General features: G+C 69.7%; 15 protein-coding genes. 2 read left to right on the top strand and 13 right to left on the bottom strand.

Features of this window, described 5'->3' with window-relative positions:
* Nucleotides 1-38: 38 nt before the first annotated feature.
* The 6 genes from QNJ30_21280 to QNJ30_21255 all read right to left on the bottom strand — a co-directional run bounded on the left by QNJ30_21280 (nucleotide 39) and on the right by QNJ30_21255 (nucleotide 5,230).
* Complete coding sequence (locus tag QNJ30_21280) at nucleotides 39-845, bottom strand: ABC transporter permease (protein MDJ0945988.1); 807 nt, start codon at nucleotides 843-845, stop codon at nucleotides 39-41.
* Nucleotides 835-1,605, bottom strand: coding sequence for an ABC transporter ATP-binding protein (locus tag QNJ30_21275; GenBank protein MDJ0945987.1), 771 nt, complete (start codon nucleotides 1,603-1,605; stop codon nucleotides 835-837). Before QNJ30_21275 ends, QNJ30_21280 begins: the two co-directional genes overlap by 11 nt.
* 25 nt (nucleotides 1,606-1,630) lie before the next feature.
* On the bottom strand, nucleotides 1,631-2,695 hold the full coding sequence (locus QNJ30_21270) for an ABC transporter substrate-binding protein (protein MDJ0945986.1): 1,065 nt from the start codon (nucleotides 2,693-2,695) through the stop codon (nucleotides 1,631-1,633).
* A 199-nt stretch (nucleotides 2,696-2,894) separates the two neighbouring features.
* Complete coding sequence (locus QNJ30_21265) at nucleotides 2,895-3,581, bottom strand: DNA-3-methyladenine glycosylase I (protein MDJ0945985.1); 687 nt, start codon at nucleotides 3,579-3,581, stop codon at nucleotides 2,895-2,897.
* 28 nt (nucleotides 3,582-3,609) lie between these two features.
* Nucleotides 3,610-4,590, bottom strand: coding sequence for a haloalkane dehalogenase (locus tag QNJ30_21260; GenBank protein MDJ0945984.1), 981 nt, complete (start codon nucleotides 4,588-4,590; stop codon nucleotides 3,610-3,612).
* A gap of 52 nt (nucleotides 4,591-4,642) precedes the next feature.
* Nucleotides 4,643-5,230 carry a TetR/AcrR family transcriptional regulator gene (locus QNJ30_21255; protein MDJ0945983.1) on the bottom strand — a complete coding sequence of 196 codons (588 nt, stop codon included), beginning with the start codon at nucleotides 5,228-5,230 and terminating at the stop codon, nucleotides 4,643-4,645.
* A 194-nt stretch (nucleotides 5,231-5,424) separates the two neighbouring features.
* Here QNJ30_21255 and QNJ30_21250 point away from each other — a divergent pair, with 194 nt between their 5' ends.
* Nucleotides 5,425-6,150 carry a DUF4397 domain-containing protein gene (locus QNJ30_21250; protein ID MDJ0945982.1) on the top strand — a complete coding sequence of 242 codons (726 nt, stop codon included), beginning with the start codon at nucleotides 5,425-5,427 and terminating at the stop codon, nucleotides 6,148-6,150.
* Between the two features lie 78 nt (nucleotides 6,151-6,228).
* Here the strand turns inward: QNJ30_21250 and QNJ30_21245 are convergent, their stop codons facing one another.
* The 4 genes from QNJ30_21245 to QNJ30_21230 all read right to left on the bottom strand — a co-directional run bounded on the left by QNJ30_21245 (nucleotide 6,229) and on the right by QNJ30_21230 (nucleotide 12,964).
* Nucleotides 6,229-9,321 carry an efflux RND transporter permease subunit gene (locus tag QNJ30_21245; GenBank protein ID MDJ0945981.1) on the bottom strand — a complete coding sequence of 1,031 codons (3,093 nt, stop codon included), beginning with the start codon at nucleotides 9,319-9,321 and terminating at the stop codon, nucleotides 6,229-6,231.
* Nucleotides 9,318-10,745 carry a hypothetical protein gene (locus QNJ30_21240; GenBank protein MDJ0945980.1) on the bottom strand — a complete coding sequence of 476 codons (1,428 nt, stop codon included), beginning with the start codon at nucleotides 10,743-10,745 and terminating at the stop codon, nucleotides 9,318-9,320. Before QNJ30_21240 ends, QNJ30_21245 begins: the two co-directional genes overlap by 4 nt.
* Nucleotides 10,746-10,912: 167 nt before the next feature.
* Nucleotides 10,913-11,944: a 2-dehydropantoate 2-reductase gene (locus tag QNJ30_21235; GenBank protein ID MDJ0945979.1), complete on the bottom strand. Its 1,032-nt coding sequence runs from the start codon at nucleotides 11,942-11,944 to the stop codon at nucleotides 10,913-10,915.
* Between the two features lie 105 nt (nucleotides 11,945-12,049).
* Nucleotides 12,050-12,964: a LysR family transcriptional regulator gene (locus QNJ30_21230; protein MDJ0945978.1), complete on the bottom strand. Its 915-nt coding sequence runs from the start codon at nucleotides 12,962-12,964 to the stop codon at nucleotides 12,050-12,052.
* 107 nt (nucleotides 12,965-13,071) lie between these two features.
* On the opposite strand from QNJ30_21230, the gene QNJ30_21225 reads away from it, so the two are divergent.
* Complete coding sequence (locus QNJ30_21225) at nucleotides 13,072-14,418, top strand: aminotransferase class I/II-fold pyridoxal phosphate-dependent enzyme (GenBank protein MDJ0945977.1); 1,347 nt, start codon at nucleotides 13,072-13,074, stop codon at nucleotides 14,416-14,418.
* Nucleotides 14,419-14,435: 17 nt separating this feature from the next.
* Here the strand turns inward: QNJ30_21225 and QNJ30_21220 are convergent, their stop codons facing one another.
* From QNJ30_21220 to QNJ30_21210, 3 genes are all read right to left on the bottom strand, one after another.
* The gene (locus QNJ30_21220) at nucleotides 14,436-15,056 is read right to left on the bottom strand and encodes a DUF4202 domain-containing protein (protein MDJ0945976.1); all 621 of its coding nucleotides are present in this window, start codon (nucleotides 15,054-15,056) and stop codon (nucleotides 14,436-14,438) included.
* Nucleotides 15,038-15,802, bottom strand: a complete 765-nt coding sequence (locus QNJ30_21215; GenBank protein ID MDJ0945975.1) for a CbiX/SirB N-terminal domain-containing protein — start codon at nucleotides 15,800-15,802, stop codon at nucleotides 15,038-15,040. The genes QNJ30_21220 and QNJ30_21215 overlap by 19 nt, the downstream gene beginning before the upstream one ends.
* 1 nt (nucleotide 15,803) lies before the next feature.
* Nucleotides 15,804-16,952 (bottom strand): cytochrome D1 domain-containing protein (locus QNJ30_21210; protein ID MDJ0945974.1); only part of this gene is annotated, 1,149 nt, incomplete at its 5' end.

The raw sequence follows: 16,952 nt of genomic DNA, 5'->3' as shown, positions 1-16,952 counted from the left end.
GGCCTGCCTCGGCTTGGAGGTCTGCGGCCGCTCGGGATTCAGCGCCAGGCCAGCAGCCAGGCTTCGAGCCGGGACAGCACGGCGGAGACGCAGAGCCCGAGCAGCGACAGGACCACCACGCCGGCCAGGAGCTGGTCGATCTGGTAGAGGTTGCCGGCCGCCAGCACCAGGGCGCCGACGCCGTACTCCGCGCCGATCATCTCGGCGGCGATCAGAAGGATGATCGCGATCGAGGCGGAGATCCGGAAGCCCGACAGGATTGCCGGCAGGGCGCCCGGCAGGACGATCTTGCGCACGATCGAGCGGGTCGGCAGGTCGAAGCTCTGGCCCATGCGGATCAGGCTGCGCGAGACGTTGTCGACCCCGCCGAAGGTGTTGATCACGGTCGGAAAGAAGACTCCGAAGGCGATGGTCGCGACTTTCGAGGGCTCGCCGATGCCGAACCAGATGATGAACAGCGGCAAGAGGGCGATCTTCGGGATCGGGAAGAGCGCCGAGACGAAGGCGATGCCGGGCGAGCGCGCCCAGGTGAACATCCCGACCGCGAGGCCGACCAGCAGGCCGGCCAGGGTGCCCAGGGTCCAGCCGGCCAGCAGCCGCTGCAGCGAGGCCGCGAAGTGGCGCCAGAGCTCGCCCGAGACCGCCAGGGCCCAGAGGGCCTGGAGAACCTCCCAGGGGCTCGGCAGGACCAGGGCCGGGATCACGCCCCCCGCCGAGCCGAGTTGCCAGAGCAGGATGACTCCGAGGAAGCTGCCCCAGGCGGCGAGCGGCACCAGGCGCGGCGCAAAGCCGCGGGCGCGGAAGGGCACCGGCCCGCGGTCGAGATGCCGCGGCTCAGGCGACATCGCCGAGCTCCTTGTCGGCGGCTGCGGCCTCCTCGCGAATCAGGTCCCAGAGCCGCCCCTCGATCTCGGCCAGGGCCGGGTCGCCGGCCTTGCGATCCGCCACCGCAATGGGAATCGGCAGCAGCGCCTTGAGGCGCCCGGGCCGCCTCGACAGCACCGCCACCCGGTCGGCGAGGCGCAGGGCTTCGGCGAGGTTGTGGGTCACGTAGACCGCGGTCGCCCGGGTCCGGGCGAAGAGCGCGGCGAAGTCCTCGAGGAGAAGGCTGCGGGTCTGGGCGTCGAGGGCCGAGAGCGGCTCGTCCATCAGCAGGACCGCGGGCCGCACCGCCAGGGCCCGGGCGATGCCCAGGCGCTGGCGCATGCCGCCGGAGAGCTGCTTGGGATAGGCGCTCCGAAAGTCGGCGAGCCCGGTCAGGGCCAGGACCTCCGTCACGCGCTCGGCGCGTTCGGCGGGGGTCAGGGGCTGGTCCTCCAGCACCAGCCGGACGTTGCCCTCGACGCTGCGCCAGGGCAGCAGGGCGAAGTCCTGGAAGACGTAGGTCATGGGCACCAGGCAGCCCGCGGGCAGGTCGCCCTCGCGGAACACCGCCCCGCTGCTGGGCCGCAGCAGCCCGCCCAGGATCGACAGCAGGGTCGACTTGCCGCAGCCCGAGGGCCCGATCAGGGCCAGCACCTCGCCGGCCTCGACCGAGAGATCGATGCCCTCGAGGACCGTCAGGTCGTCGTAATGGTGGCCGACCTGGCTGACCTCCAGCCGCATCGCCGGAGCACCCGCGTACGGGCCGCTACCTCTCGGTCCCCGGCAGGGCGGGCAGGAAGCCGGTGTCGATGATCTTCGCCGGATCGACGCTGGAGTCGACCAGGCCCTTGTCCTGGTACCAGCGCACCTGCTCGTGGACGTCGGCGACGTCGAGCCGGGCCTCGGCGTCGATGTACATGGCGCCGTTGCGGATCTTGGGGAAGGCCTTCTCCGGCGGGTTGTCCTTGTAGACGTAGCGGTGGATCAGCGCGACCGTCTCCTCGGTCGACTTCGCAGCGACCGGCTTGCCCTCGGCATCGCGCGCCAGGAAGGCTTCGGCGTAGTCGCCGGCGCCCCGGCGGTAGGCCTCTGCGAAGGCGCGCACCAGCTCCGGCCGCTCGGCGACGTTGCGGCTCGATGTGAAGAGCCCGCCGACCTGGTAGGGCGCGTAGTCGCGCACCCAGCCGATGATCTTGGCGGCGCCGGCCGCCTCAAGCGGCTTGGCGATGTGCGGCACGATGATCATGGCGTCGACCTGACCGCTCTTCAGGGCGCCGATCATGTTGGGCACCGCCTGCAGCGGCTTGAGCGTCACCTGATCGAGCGGAAAACCGGCCGCCTCCGAGACCCGGCCGATCATGTAGTGGAAGGAGGAGCCGACCTGGGTCATGGCGAAGGAATGCCCGGGGAACTTGTCGACCGAGGTGAAGCCCGCGGCGTGCGCCTTGTTGGAGACCAGGATCGCCGAGCCGTCGTAGCCGGGACGCTCGTGCAGCTGGGCGCCGATCACCTTGAGCGCGCCCTTGCCCGCCAGGTTGAAGAAGCCGGCGGTGAAGGCGGTGACCCCGAAGTCGGCGTCGCCCGCGGCGATGGCCACCGCCACCGGCTGCGCCGCCCGGAAGAACTTGAACTCGACCTCCAGCCCGGCCTCGGCGAAGTAGCCCTTCTCGTAGGCGATGAAGAGCGGCGAGGAGGAGACGAAGGTCAACGCGGCGACCGTCACCTTTTCCGCGGCCCGTGCGGCCGTCGCCGGCCCCAGGGCGATCAACGCCAGGCCGAAAAGACCGCCGAGCAGCCGGCCTGCCGCGCCCCGTCGCGCCATGAAGACCATGATCACCTCCCTCCTTGGACGGCGCCGGGCCGGCCCTTGTCGTTCGGGCGCTTGACCCTCCACGGCGCTTCGCATCATGAGCAGGTTTAGGCAAAGGCCAGATCGGGCGCAACCAAGACGTCCGATCGCCGCCTGCCGGGGCGGGAAACCCCAGCCGATGGCCAGGCCGGCGGGCATCCGGCGGTCGCGGCGTCGAGGCTCAGGTCTCCTCGCCCTCGCCCGGCACCGTGAAGGCCAGGACGCGGCTGATATGGGTGAGCGGCCGGCCGCTCTCCTCCATCCAGACGTTGAAGGCGCTCTGCACCTTCTTGAGCGCGCCTTTGCCGGTCGGCGGCTTGTCGACCACGCCCTCGCGGATCAGGGCCACGGCGACGTCGCCCGAGGTCATGAAGGAGTCCTTGCCCATGAAGCGCAGAAAGTACTGCGCGGTCGAGCCGCCCAGGCGGCTGCCCCGGGTCTTCAGGAGATCGAGCAGGCCGATGTAGTCCTCGCTCGGCCAGTCGGCGAAGGCCTTGGCGGCCGAGCCTCGCTCGGCCGCCAGCTCGCAGAGCAGCCTGGCGTTGTCGCGCACGGTCAGGATCTTCTTGGCGTTGCGCACGATGCGCTGGTCCACGACCAGGCGATCCAGGTCCTCGTCGGACATCATCTGCCAGCGCCGCGGCTCGAAGCCCTCGAAGGCGGCCTCGAAGCCCGGCCACTTGTCCTCGATCACCCGCCAGACGAAGCCGGCCTGGAAGATCCGCTTGGTCATCCCGGCGAGCCAGCGGTCGTCGGGAATTCGGGCCAGGGCCTCCGGGCTTTCGGGCGAAGGCAAGAGCGCCTCCAGGGCCGCCGCCCCGCCCTTGCGCCGGGCGGCGATATCGAAGAGATCCTGAAACGGAGTCATCTCGGCCTCCCGGGTGATCGCGGCGCGTTCATCCGCCGGTCCGCCGCAGCCAGTCGGCGAGCGCGCGGCCGATGGCTTCGGGCTGGTCCTCCTGAATGTAATGCAGCCCGCCGCCGACGAAAGCGGTCTCGATGTTCCTGAGGTTGCCGGCGAGCCAGGCTGCGACCTCGGGCGGGTTGAGCGCGCCCGGCGAGGCGTAGAGGTGCAGTAGCGGGATCTCGGTCTCGCGCAGCCAGGCGCCGTAGGACTCGACGATGGCCGCGACCTCCTCGGGCTCGCCGCCGATCGGAATCTGGTTTGGCCAGACCAGGATCGGCTTGCGCGCCGAGACCTCGGCGAAGGGTGCGCGGTAGGCGGCCATCTCCTCCGGCGTCAGGTCGCGCAGCACCGCGCTGGGCAGGATCTGCTCGATGAAGGCGTTGTCCCGAATCACCATGATGGGCCCCTTGGCCGGATCCCGCATGTCACGGAACAACTGCTCGTAGGGGCCCATGTCGGCAAAGGACTCCATTGGAAAGACCGGCGGCACCAGGGCCTCCATGAAGGCAATGGCCCGGACCCGGCCGTTGCTGCGCATCGCGTAGTCGAAGCCCAGCGCCGAGCCCCAGTCATGCAAAACCAGGGTCAGCCCCTCCAGGCCCAGGGCCGCGATGAAGCCGGCGACGTAGGCGCGATGCTCGACGAAGGTGTAGCCGATGTCCGGCTTGTCCGAGCGGCCGAAGCCGATCAGGTCGGGCGCGATGACCCGGCCGTGGGGCTCTAGGAAGGGGATGACGTTGCGCCAGAGGTAGGAGGACGTGGGGTTGCCGTGAAGCAGGAGGATGGGCGCCCCCTGGCCCGCTTCGATGTAGTAGATCCGCGAACCGAGGACTTCGACGAAGCGGGATTCGTATGGAAAGTCGGCCGAAAGCGGCGGGCGGTAGCTCGGCTTTGCGTCCTGGGCCGCAAGTGGCGCCGCAACCAGGGTCAAAAGGCCCAGCAGGCCCGGAAAGAGGATTCTCGGCTTCATCGCAGCTCGGCTCCTTTCTTCAGAACGTACAGTCTGGACCGGACAAAAATTTTTACCCCCTCAGCACCGCCGCGAAGCTGTTCTTGAGGCCGCGCGCAACGGCGGCGGGGTCGCGCCCCGAACGCAGGAAAACGGCCGCGCCCTGGACCGCCGCAGCGATCACCTCGGCGGCTTCCTGCGGGCTCAGCTGCGACTGCCAGTCGCCCTCGGCCTCGGCGTTCTCGAAGGCCCGCGTCACGGCGGCGATGACCCGCTGGAAGGTGGCGGCGACTCGCGCCGACACCTCGGGGTCGCTGGGGCCGAGATCCACGCCGGAGAGGCAGAGGAAGCATCCCAGGCGCCCGATCTCGGTATCGACGCTGGCCAGGAGCCGATCCCGGTAGCCCAGAAGCTCGGGCAAGGCGGCATCGGAGCGCTCGAGCGGCCCGATCAGCTGCGCGATCAGGATCTCGCCGTAATGTTCCAGGGCTTCGAGGTAGAGCGCGTGCTTGTCGCCGAACTCGTCGTAGAGGCCGTAGCGGCTTGCCCCGGTCACCTCGGCGATATCGCTGATCGAGGTGTCCTCGTAGCCCTGCCGCCAGAACAGCAGCATCGCCTCATGCAGCGCCTCTTGGCGATCGAAGGACTTTTCCCAGGGCATGATATCTTGTTCAGATTAAGCGTTCTGGACTTTGCTGCACCGCGCACCGCGAGTCAAGGGCTTCTGCACTTGCCGATCGGAGACCGGCTTGGCCGCCCCGGCGCGAGGTTTCAACAAAGCGTCACCTGGGGCGTACATCCAATCCGAAGACCGCACCGTAGGGAGAAGCATTCCTAACCTATGGGAGGTACGTCATGAAGACTCTTTCTACCCTGGTTATAGCCACCGCCGGTCTTGTGGCCGTGCAGGCCTGGGCGCAGCCGGCGCAGGCTCAGGATGCCAGCGTCCAGGTCATCCACGGCATCAACGGCACCGATCTCGGCCTCGAAGAGTCCTTGCCGGTCGACATATCGGTCGACGGCGACTGCGCGCTGACCGGCGTGTCCTTCGGCGACATCGCCCGCGATGTGGCCTTGCCGGCCGGCAGCTACGAAATCGCGGTTTCGCTGGCCGATACGGACAAGCCCTGCCAGGGACTTCTAGTCTTGACCAGCCGGATCGACCTGTCGGCCTTCGAGAACGCCTCCGTCATCGCCCACCTGAATCAGAGCGCCTCCCCGACCTTGACGAAGGTCAGCAACAACGTGTCGACCCTGGGCGTCTACGATACCCGTCTGGCCGTCGTCCACGCGGCCGTTGCGCCGCCCGTCGACGTCCTGGTTCGGCCGAAGCGCGGCTCCTACCGCAGCGGCCTCTTCATCGACGGCTTGGCCAACGGCGAGCAGAGCTTCCCCAGCGACGCTGCAGCGGGCGACTATCAAGTGCGGATCTCGCCGGACACCAGCTTCAAGTCGGTCGCCAAGATCAATGTCACTCTGGACGAGCAGGTGAGCTACACGGCCTTCGCGGTCGGTTCGCTGGCAAACGGCACTTTCGACCTCATCGTCCTGGCCCAGGACACAGCCGACGAATCTTCCTGACGCTGTTTCCAGGTTCGCAGGGGCGCCGAATGGCAAAGGGGCGGCGCCCACCCTGCCTATTTTACCGCCGCGCGAAGCCTATGCCTCGGCCGCGACCGTCCGGGCGGGGCGTAAATCGTCGAGAATGGCGTAGAGCGTCGGCACCACGACCAGCACCAACACCGTCGAGGCCATCAGGCCGAAGGCCAGCGACACGATCAGAGGCTTGAGAACCTGGGCCTGCTGGCTCTGCTCGAAGAGAAGCGGCACCAACCCGGCGATAGTGGTGAGCGAAGTCAGCAGCACCGCCCGAAAGCGGTCGCGGCTGGCGCGTCGGGCCGCCTCGACGACGCTCCGCCCCTCCGCCGCACGCAGCTTGATGAAGACCAACAGCAGGATCGAGTCGTTGACCACGATGCCGGCCAGGGAGGCGAAGCCGAGCATGCTGGGCATCGACAGGTCGAGGCCCAGGGCGATGTGCCCCCAGATCACGCCGATCAGGGCGAAGGGGATGGCGAGCATCACGATCACCGGCTCGACGTAGTCGCGAAACTGGAAGCTGAGCAGGAGGAAGACCCCGATCAGGCCGAGCAGGAAGCCGCGCAGCATCGAGGCCTGTGTCTTGCCCTGCTCGGCGATTTCGCCTTCGAGTCCAACCTCGACACCGGGAAATCGGCGGCTCAACTCCGGCAGGAAGCGCGCGATCGTGTCGCCCAGGATCTCGTTGACGTTGGCGACCTCGGTGTCGACGTCCCCGCGGATCGTCACCGTGCGTCGGCCGTCGATTCGGCCGATCCGCGAAAACCCGCGGCCAATTTCGGTCTGCGCCACGGCGGAGAGCGGCACCTGCTCCCCGGTCGGCAGGGTCACGTGGAAGTTGTCAAGGTCGCCCAGGCTGTCCTGGCCGACGCCGGCGAGCTGGACGTCGATCTCGAAGTCCTCTGCACCGACCTGGATCTCCGAGGCCGTGGTGCCGTGGAAAGCGCTGCGCAGCTGGCCGCCGACGCTGCGCGCGTCGAGGCCCAGCTGGGTCGCGCCCTCGCGCAGGGTCATCCAGACCTCCGGCTTGCCCGGCCGCAAATCGTCGTTGAGGTCGGCGACCCCGCGGTAGCGCGCCAGCCAGTCGAGCAGCTCGCGAGAAGCCGCCTTGAGCTCGGCAAGGTCCCGGCCCTGCAGCCGGATCTCGATGGGTGAGCCGCCGGGGCCGATCTGCGGGTCCTTGAAGGTCAGGCTGAGGACGTCGGGGAGGGTGCCGACCTCGCGGCGCCAGCGGTCGAGGATGGCGTCGCTGTGGGTCCGGCGCCGGTCGCTCTTCAGCAGGTCGGCCGTTACCGTGGCGACGTGCGGGCCGCTTTCGTAGGCGTCGACGTTGGTATTGAACTGGACCAGGACGTTGCGGACCAGCGGCATCCGATCCGGCTGATCCGGCGTGAAGGCCGCGTTGACCCGCTCGAGCGCCTCGGTGATCCGCTCGCCCGCCGCCACCGTGCGGCTGAGCGGCGTGCCCTGGGGCAGCAGGATGCGCGCCTCGACCACGTCGCTGTCCAGGTCGGGGAAGGCGCGGAACTTCAACAGCCCGCCGGCCATCGCCGAGAGCGAGACCAGGAAGACCATAACCACGAGGCCGGCGGTGAGGTAGCGCCAACGCACGGCCGCGTCGATCAGCCGGCCCAGGACCTTCTGCCGCAGGGCTTCGAAGCCGCGCTCGAAGGCGCGACCGAAGCGGCTCCCTCTGGGGTCCGCCGGAGTGTGACGGATGTGGTGCGGCAGGATCAGGAAGGCCTCGATCAGGCTCACCGCAAGGGTCAGGATCAGGACCACAGGTACCACCTTGAGGACCTTGCCGATGTCGCCCTCGAGGAAGGCGAGCGGCGCGAAGACGCAGATCGAGGTCAGGAAGGAGGCCACCACGCCGGGCGCGACCTGCCGCGTGCCCTCGATCGCGGCCTCCAGCGGCGGCCGGCCGGCGCGGCGCAGGCGGGCGACGTTCTCGGCGATGACGATGGAATCGTCCATGATGATGCCGATGGCGATCAGCAGGGCGACCATGGTCAGCATGTTCAGCGAATAGCCGATCAGCACCATGACCATCAGGGAGCCCAGGAAGGACACCGGCAGTCCCAAGGCAGACCAGAACGACAGCCGCAAGGAGAAGAACAGCCAGAGCACCAGGAAGACCAGGACCAGCCCCTGCAGGCCGTTGCGGACCAGCATGGTCAGGCGGTCGCGGACGATGTCCGAGACGTCGCGGGTCAGCGCGAACGCGACCCCGGGCGGAACCCGGCCCCGCTCCGCCTCCAGGAAGCGCTCGACCGCGTCGCGCACCACCAGGGCGTCCTGGTCCTTGGTCTTGCTGACCGCCAGCAGGGCGGCGCGGCGGCCGTTGAAGAGAACCCGGTCCTCCTCCAGCTCGAAGGTATCGTAGATCCGGGCCACCTGGCCCAGGGTCACCTCGCCCCCGGCATCGCCGCCCATCAGCACCAGGGACTCGAAAGCCTCTGGCCGGCGCCGCTCGTCGGCGAAGCGGATGAAGATGTCGCGCTCGCCGGTCTCGATGGTCCCGGCCGGCAGGTCGACGCTCTGCAGGCCGATCTTGTCCGCGATGTCCTGAGCGCTGAGCTCGTACTGGCGTAGCAGGGCGGTATCCAGGGCAATGCGGATCTGGCGCTGGGAGAAGCCCTTGATATCGATCAGGCTGACCTCGGGCAGGCGGAGCAGCCGCGCCTTCAGGGCCTCGGCATAGACCTTGAGATGCGGCGCCGACATCGGGCCGGTAACCGCGATCGAGACCACCCGGTCGGCCAGGTTGATCTGCCGGACCACCGCGTCCTCGGTCTGCTCCGGGAAGTCGTCGATGGCGTCGACCTCCGCTTTGACCTCGCGCAGGAAGCGGTCGAGGTCGCCGCCTTCGCGCATCTCGATGGTCGCCGTGCCCAGGCTTTCGCGGGCGTCGCAGCGCAACTCGCCGCGGTCGGTGAGGCCGTCGACCGCGTCCTCGAGGCGCTGGCAGATCGCCTCTTCGACCGTCTCGGCTGCCGCGCCCGGATAAGGCACCCGAACCTCGACCGCGTCGACCGTGAAGTCGGGAAAGGTCTCGCGAAGCAACTGCGGCAGGGCCAGGACGCCGAAGGCCAGCAGCAGGATCATGAGTAGGTTGGCCGCGGTCGGATGACTCGCGAAGTAGCGGATCACTGCGCGGACCCCGACCCGGCCGCCGCCGAGGCGACCTGCTTCATCAGGGCCTCGTCGAGCGCCGGTGCCAGCAGCATGCCCGTGACCGCGGGCACCAGGTCGGTCACCACCACCCGCTCGCCCGGCGCCAGGCCGTCCTCGATCACCACCAGGTCGCCCTGGGCCGGGCCCGGCGCGACCCGGCGCCGAATCAGGCGGTCATCGGGTCCGGCCAGGTAGACGACCGGCGTCCCGCTGCCGGCGTCGTGCAAAGCGATCCGGGGGATCACGATGGTCTCCGCCCGTACCCGGCCGCTGAGCTCGACCTGGACGAACATGTTCTTGGTCAGCGGCGGCCGCCGGCCGGGCAGGACGCTGCGATAGGGCTCCTCGACCACCACGATCACGCCAAGGGTCCGGGTCTTGGGATCGACGGTGTCGGAGGTCCGGTCGAAGCGCGCCTCCCAAGGCAAGGTGAAGTCGGCCTGCGGCAGGCGGACCAGAGCCCGGATCCCCATCCTGCGCACCACCTTGCCGAGCTCCGCGGCGGACAGCCCGGAGGTGTCGAGGTCCTGCGGCACCAGCGGCCGCATCCGCTCCAGCGGGATCTGGACGGCGATCTCTGCCGAGTCGACCGAGTCGGCGACCACCAGCCGGTCGCCGCTGCGCACGAACTGGGCGGTCTCGATCTCGACCTCGGCGATGCGCGCGGCGAAGGGCAGGCGCAGCACCGTCCGCTCCAGGTCGACCTGGGCCTCGGAGAGCACCGCGGCCGACTGTCGTTCGCTGGCCTCGAGCACCGCTCGGCGGCTCGGCAGGAGACCGATCTGGTTGCTGAGGTCCTGCGCCCTCTGGCGCTGCAGCAGCAGGGCGCCCTCGAACTCGTCGACCCTGGCCTGGCTGACGTTGCCCTTGGTGCGCAGCTTCTTCTGCCGCGCCAGCTCCCGCTCCTCGATCTCCAGGGCGCGGCGCTCGATCGCCAGCGAAGCCCGGAGGTTCTGCTCCTCCACCTGCAGCTCGGCGAGCTGGGCGCGGATGCTGGCCAGGTCGGCCTCGGCGCGCGCGACCGCCAGCTCGTAGTCGGTCGGGTCGATCCGCAGCAGCTCGGTGCCGGCCTCGAGGATCTGGCCGCGCTCCAGGAGCGGGTGCCGCGTGGCGATCCGGCCCTCGACCTGGGCCACGGCGTCCCAGACCCGGTCCGGCTGGACGAAGCCGTGTCCCAAGGCCCGGGGCACGAAGCTCGTGGCTTGCACCTCGACGACGCGGACCGCACGAGCCACCTCGCGCGGCGGGTCCTGCTGCGGCCCTTCGCGCCCGGCGATCTGCCAGACCAGGACCAGGACTCCGACCAGGATCGGCGGCAGGATCATGAGGGCGCGCAGCCGGCCCGATGGCCGCTGCCGAGGCGGGTCGCGCTGGCCGTTTTGCGTCAGCGGCTCGGACATCGCCTTCTGGCCTCCTGCCACGGATTGCCTGCCGAAGCCCGCCCGACTTCAACAGTTTAGAGCAAGATTCAGGTAGGAGGTCGATCCGACCTCGTATCGTCCCGCTCTAGGTATGCGCCCTGCGCGGCCGAACCGCCACCCCGAATTGCGCCGCCGGATCGGCGGCGTCAGTCGACCGCGACCTCGGCGTCCTGGTCCTCGCGGCCGTGGTCGGGAAAGGTCGGGTAGAGCGACAGCCGCCGTCCGAGCTGCTGCACCAGGGCCAGCACGCTGTCGATGTGCGGCGTCTCCATCTCGACCATGCGGCCCATCTCCTGGACCACGGTCAGCAGGGCGTCGATCTCAAGCGGCCGGCCACGCTCCAAGTCCTGCAGCATCGAGGTCCGGTGCGCGCCGACCTTGGCGGCACCGTTGATCCGCCGCTCGACGTCGACCCGGAAATGCACGCCCAAACGCACGGCGATGCGCTGCGCCTCCAGCATCATCTCGCGCGACAGCGCTCGGGTGCCCGGATCGGTGGCGACCACGTCCAGGGTCTCTCGGGTCAGGGCCGAGATCGGGTTGAAGCAGAGGTTGCCCCAGAGCTTCAGCCAGATCTCGTTGCGGATGTGCGGCAGGATCGGCGCCTTGAGCCCGCCCGCCTCAATCGCGTCCGACAGGCGCTGGCAGCGCGCCGAGGTGCTGCCGTCCGGCTCGCCGAGGGCGAACTTGTTGCCGTAGATGTGCTTGATCACGCCCGGCTCGACGATCTCGGTGGCCGGGTAGACGACGCAGCCGATCGCTCGCTCGGGCCCGATCGCGTTCCACTGCCGGTCCTCCGGGTCCACGCTGGCCAGGCGCAGGTCGGCGTACTGGCCCTCCAGGCCGTGGAAGTACCACCAGGGCACCCCGTTCTGGCAGGTCACCACCGCCGTTTCCGGGCCGAGCAGCGGCGCCATCTGCTCGGCGACCTCCCAGGCCTGGTGAGCCTTGAGGGCAATGATCACGAAGTCCTGGGGCCCGAGCTCGGCCGGATCGTCGCTGGCCCGGACCTGGCCGACCCGGGTCTCCTCCTCGATCACCAGCTTCAGGCCCTTCTCGCGGATCGCCGCCAGATGCCCGCCGCGGGCGATGGCCGAGACCTCGACCCCGTCGACCTGCGCCAGCTCGACCGCCAGGTAACCGCCGATCGCCCCGGCCCCGTAGATACAGACCTTCACCTTGCCGCCCTCCCTTTGCCGCAGCATCCGTAACGGGCCGACGCTACCATCGGAGCCCCACCGCCCCATAGTACCACGGCAAAGACAGGCGGGAGTCCAGCACGGTCAGGCGGAGGTTTCGCCGGCCGCCTGCGCGCGGAACCAGGCGACGAGCGCGGAGCGTCTTGCCTCCTGCCTCGAGGTCTTCGGCAGGATGAGGCTCAGGTTCTTCCCCGTCGGCACTCTCAGGGGAAAGGGCATGACCAGGTCACACCGCGCGGTGGCCGAGGCGACCAGCGCCTCGTGGCCCATCAGGACCCCGGCGCCTTCGACCGCGGCTTCGAGAGCCAGGCTGTAGAGGGAGAAGCGCGGTCCGACCGTGCCGTCGACCGCTTCGGTCCCCGCCTTCCGCAACCATAGCGGCCAGTCGCCCCGCCAAGAGGCGTCGTGCAGCAGAACCTGGCCCGCCAGATCCGCAGGTCCGCGCAGCGGCGGCTCGGCGTCCAGCAAGTCCGGGCTGCAGACCGGGAAGATCAGGTCCTCGGCGATCGGGATCGCCTCCGCGCCCGGAAGGCGGTCCTTGGTGTAGAAGAGCGCGAGGTCGTAGAGCTCTCGGCCGAAATCGGGCGGTGCCTCCAGGGCCGAGATCGAGAGGCCGCCGGCGGGGGCAAGCGCCGCCAGGGCGGCGCGGCGCGGCGAGAGCCAGAGCTGGGCCAACGCGGGCAGGGCCGCGACCCGCAGCTCAGCCGGACCGACGGCATCCCTCAGCGCGCGAACCGCCGATCCCAGCGCATCGAAGGCGTCGACGAAGGCCGGCAAGGCCGCGCGCGCGCCCTCGGTCAGGCGCAGGCCCTGGTTCAGGCGTCTGAACAGCGGCGTCCCGAGCCAGGCTTCGAGAGCCTTGACCTGCTGCGCCACGGCTCCGGGGGTCACGTTCAGTTCTTCCGCGGCCCGGGCGAAGCTCTCGTGCCGGGCCGCCGCCTCGAAGGCACGCAGGGTGTTCAGGGCCGGCAAGCCGGGACGGGGTGCCTTGAGGGACATCGCGAGACCTAGAATTTCTATGCCTGAACCGCAGACTATCTGGTTTGCGGCTCAAGGGCCAAGCCAGGCATCTTCTCGCGAGATCGACGCCTTCGAGGACTGCATCCATGACCCGCCCGACCTTCGCCCTCAATCCCATCGCCGAGAAGCCCTGGCTGCCGGCCGGCTGCGCCGCGACCATTGCCGAGATCGAATCAAGCCTGGACCTGGAGGACCGCGAGGAAATCGAGGCCCGGCTCTTCGACTTGGTCGAGGACCACGAGCGGCTGATGGACCGCGAGAGCCTGGGGCTCAACGCCGGCACCAACGTCATGAACCCGCGGGCCGCCGCCCTGCTTGGGCGCTCGCTCGGCAACCGGCCGAGCCTGGGCTATCCCGGCGACAAGTACGAGATGGGCATGGAACACGCCGAGCGGATCGAGGTCCTGGCCGAAAGCCTGGCGAAGCGGCTTTTCAGCGCGCCCTATGCCGAGATCCGCGTGCCCTCGGGCGCCCTTGCCAACCTCTACGCCTTCATGGCGACCTGCCGGCCCGGCGACCGGATCCTCGCCTTCAGCGGCGAGATGGGCGGCCACGTAACCCACCACGCCGCCGGCTGCGCCGGGCTCTACGGCCTGGAGATCCATCCGGTCCCCTACGTCGGCGCAAGGATGACGATCGACCTCGACCGTCTGCGCGACGAGGCGCACCGCCTGCGGCCCAGGATGATCACCCTGGCCGGCAGCCTTTGCCTCTTCCCCTATCCCGTGGCCGAGGTCCGGGCCATCGCCGAGGAGGTCGGGGCGCTGGTGCTCTACGACGCCGCCCACATGGCCGGCATGATCGCCGGCCGGCGCTTTCAGTACCCCCTGGCCGAGGGCGCTCAGCTCATGACGATGTCGACTTACAAGGCTTTCGGCGGCCCGCCCGCCGGCCTGGTCCTCACCAGCGAGGCGGATCTGGCCGAGAAGCTCGACAAGATCGCCTTCCCCGGCATGACCGCCAACTTCGATCTCGGCAAGACCGCCGCCCTGGCGCTCTCGATCCTCGACCTGCTGGAGTTCGGCGAGGCCTACGCCGCGCAGTGCGTCGCCAACGCTCAGGCCCTTGGCGCCGCGCTCGCCGCGGAAGGCGTCGAGGTGCAGGGCGTCGAGGGCCGCGGCCATACCGAAAGCCACCACCTCGCCCTGCCCGCGGCGTCCTACGGCGGCGGCCAGACCGCGGCCAAGCACCTGGCCAAGGCCGGGGTCCTGCTCTGCGGCATCGGCCTGCCCCTGCCGCCGGTGGCGGGCGACCTGAACGGCCTGCGCCTCGGCACCCAGGAGGTGACCCGCTGGGGCCTGAAGGAGCCCGAGATGGCGACCGTCGCGCGCTTCATCGCCCGCGTGCTTGCGAAGGGCGAGGCGCCGGGAAGCCTGGTCCCGGAAGTCATCGCCTTCCGGAACGACTTCCAGACGCTGCACTACATAAGGTGACGGCCCGGGCGCGCAGCCTATCCGGCCAGGGCGGTCTGCACGAGGTGCAGCGGCCTGCCCTCCAACGGCAGGGCGAGCGCTGCCCGGTGCCCCCGCTCCGACATCTTGCGCCAGGTCTTGCGCAGGATCTCGACCAGCTTGGCGTCGTCCTGGCCCTCGGCGAAGGCGGCGAAGTGATGCGCCAAAAAGACCAGACAGGCGACGTCCTCCAAGGCCTGGGACTCCGGGTCCTTTTTCAGGCGCTCCTTGCGCAGCAGGGCGCCGACCCGGGCGATCAGAGCCTCCTCGAAACCCAGGTCGCGCAGAATCTCGGCCGCGCGCTCGGCGTGGAAGGCCTTGAGGTCGCGGCGCCAGGTCAGGTAGCCGACCCGGCCCTCGGGATAGCTGTTCCGGGGAATCCGCCAGCGTTCCAGGTGCTGGGCCCGCGCTGCAAGCTGCAGTTCCGCCGAAGCTTCGGGATAGACCTGGGCGAGGCAGGCGCTCATCCGGCGGCCGTAGATCAGCTCCTTCGGCTGCGGTCCCTCGGAACCGTCTTCCAGGTTCGGATCGGCGGCGTTGGCCCGGTCGAAGGCGGAAAGGGCCGCCGTCAGGTCGGGCGCCGTCGTCGAGGGATCGAGGGCTAGCGGCTGAGCAGACATGCGTCCTCCTCTTGCTGCGGCGTTATCGTTTGGCCGGTCTCGGCCAGGGCGCGCGCGGCCGAGTCCAGGATCAAGGTATCGGTCCAGTCGGCGGCGCCGATCGGCCCGAGGTAACGCACCTCGCGTCCCGAGGCCGCGATCAGGGCCGGAACATCCTTGCGGGCGTGGCGGCCCTGTTCGGAAAAGCAGCCGGCGACGACGAGCCGCCGCTCCGGGGCCGCGGCCAGGACGGCGTCCAGTGCCGGCGGCTCCTCCAGGAAGGCGCAGTCGACCCGGAGCCCCCCGGCGGCGCGGCCGACCTGCCGCGCCAGGCGCTGGGTCGCCTCGCGCGAGGCGGAATTGCGGCGTGAGCCGTGGCCGACGAGCACCAGGGCCAGGTCCTTCGTCGACCAGCCCGCGCGGCGCGCCTCCGCCTCGGCGGCGGCCAGGAGCCCGGCCGCCAGCCAGGGATGCGTTCCCAGGGGCCGGCAGAGGGTGAAGCGCGCAGGCCCGCCGAGATCCTGCAGGCGGTCGCGCAGCGCGGCGAAGGTCGTGCCCTCCGAGAGCAGCAGCGGGACGACGCAGATGCGCGCACTGGTCAGGCCGGCGACCACCTTTTCCAGGGGCGGGTCGCCGTAGAGCAGCGCGCCCGCCGTCTCGGCGCACCTCAGCCGGCGACCGAGCGCGGCGGCGCGCCGGGCCAAGTCTTCGCCGCTGCCGGGGCTGCCGTGGGCGCAGAGCAGCAGCGCCGTGGAGGCCGGCGGCACCCTAGTGGCTGGTGCCGTCGGAGAAAGTGATCTTGTTCCAGACATTGTACTTCCCCGAGGGCTTGGACATCGGCAGGCGCTTGACCTCCTCCAGGGTCGCCGCGTCGTAGACGACGATCGCGCCGTCGTCTTCCCAGATGGAGAGGAGGGCGTGGCTGCCGTCGCGGTCGAACTCGACGTGGGCGGCGGTCTTGCCCGGCGCCGGTTGCAGAGTGCGCGCGATCTCCAGGGTTTCCTTGTCGATCACGTGGACCAGGTCGCGGTGCGGCCCGAAGAAGACGTCGGTCCAGGCGTAGCGCGTGTTCTCGTGGCTGCGCAGGAAGAAGCCCGGGCCCTTGGTCTCGACGGTCTTCACGATCGACCAATCTTCCAGGTCGATGACGCTGAGCCGCGCTTCCTTGAGGTGCGGCGTCGCCATCACTTGCCGATCTCGATAGGTCCAGGCGATGCCCGAGCCCAGGTGCGGCAGGCCGGGCAGATCGATCCGCGCGATGTCGCGGCCGACGTTGAGGTTGACCACCACCGCGCTCTGCCCGTCGCGGGCCGAGCCGATGAGGTTGCGGTAGTCCGGGGTGAAGAAGAAGTCGTCCAGGGGCTCCGGCGCCTCGATGCGGCGCAGGGCGAAGAGCCCCGATTCCGCAGCCAGCGCCTCCTGCATCCCGGCCTCGCGGGAATGGACCAGGCCGGTGAAGACCGGCGGTGCCTCGGGATCGGTGGCGATCTCCCAGATCTCCGGCACGTCCTTGAGCGCGGCGACGAAGCTCTTGCGGGGCCGCGCCTGATAGACCGCCGAGACCCGCGACGGATTGCCCCAGCGGTCGACCGCCGGGATGACCTTCTCGACGGAAAGGTCCTCGGCGCTGAGCAGCACCAGGGTCTGCGGCAGGTAGTTGGCGACCGCGATGTGCCGGCCGTCCTCCGAGATCGCGATGTTGCGCGAGTTGATCCCGGCGCGGACCTCGGCGACGGTCGAAAGGGCGTAGAGGTCGAACTTGGTCACCCAGCCGTCGCGCGACATGAAGAAGACGTAGCGGCCGTCCGGCGTGAACTTGGGCCCGCCGTGTAGGGCGTAGCGGGTGGGGAAGCGGTGCAGCGGCTCGAAGCGGTCACCGTCCAGGATGGTCGCGTGGTGGTCGCCGGTCTCGACCAC

This window comes from Kiloniellales bacterium (assembly GCA_030066685.1).
Lineage (GTDB): Bacteria > Pseudomonadota > Alphaproteobacteria > Kiloniellales > JAKSBE01 > JAKSBE01.
This window is presented reverse-complemented; position numbering and strand designations above follow the sequence as displayed.

Excerpts from the sequence above, each read along its gene's own strand:
- QNJ30_21280 (MDJ0945988.1), bottom strand. The coding sequence starts at position 845 with ATGTCGCCTGAGCCGCGGCATCTCGACCGCGGGCCGGTGCCCTTCCGC.
- QNJ30_21220 (MDJ0945976.1), bottom strand. The coding sequence starts at position 15,056 with ATGTCTGCTCAGCCGCTAGCCCTCGATCCCTCGACGACGGCGCCCGAC.
- QNJ30_21240 (MDJ0945980.1), bottom strand. The coding sequence starts at position 10,745 with ATGTCCGAGCCGCTGACGCAAAACGGCCAGCGCGACCCGCCTCGGCAG.
- QNJ30_21230 (MDJ0945978.1), bottom strand. The coding sequence starts at position 12,964 with ATGTCCCTCAAGGCACCCCGTCCCGGCTTGCCGGCCCTGAACACCCTG.
- QNJ30_21225 (MDJ0945977.1), top strand. The coding sequence starts at position 13,072 with ATGACCCGCCCGACCTTCGCCCTCAATCCCATCGCCGAGAAGCCCTGG.
- QNJ30_21265 (MDJ0945985.1), bottom strand. The coding sequence starts at position 3,581 with ATGACTCCGTTTCAGGATCTCTTCGATATCGCCGCCCGGCGCAAGGGC.
- QNJ30_21260 (MDJ0945984.1), bottom strand. The coding sequence starts at position 4,590 with ATGAAGCCGAGAATCCTCTTTCCGGGCCTGCTGGGCCTTTTGACCCTG.
- QNJ30_21255 (MDJ0945983.1), bottom strand. The coding sequence starts at position 5,230 with ATGCCCTGGGAAAAGTCCTTCGATCGCCAAGAGGCGCTGCATGAGGCG.
- QNJ30_21250 (MDJ0945982.1), top strand. The coding sequence starts at position 5,425 with ATGAAGACTCTTTCTACCCTGGTTATAGCCACCGCCGGTCTTGTGGCC.
- QNJ30_21270 (MDJ0945986.1), bottom strand. The coding sequence starts at position 2,695 with ATGGTCTTCATGGCGCGACGGGGCGCGGCAGGCCGGCTGCTCGGCGGT.
- QNJ30_21275 (MDJ0945987.1), bottom strand. The coding sequence starts at position 1,605 with ATGCGGCTGGAGGTCAGCCAGGTCGGCCACCATTACGACGACCTGACG.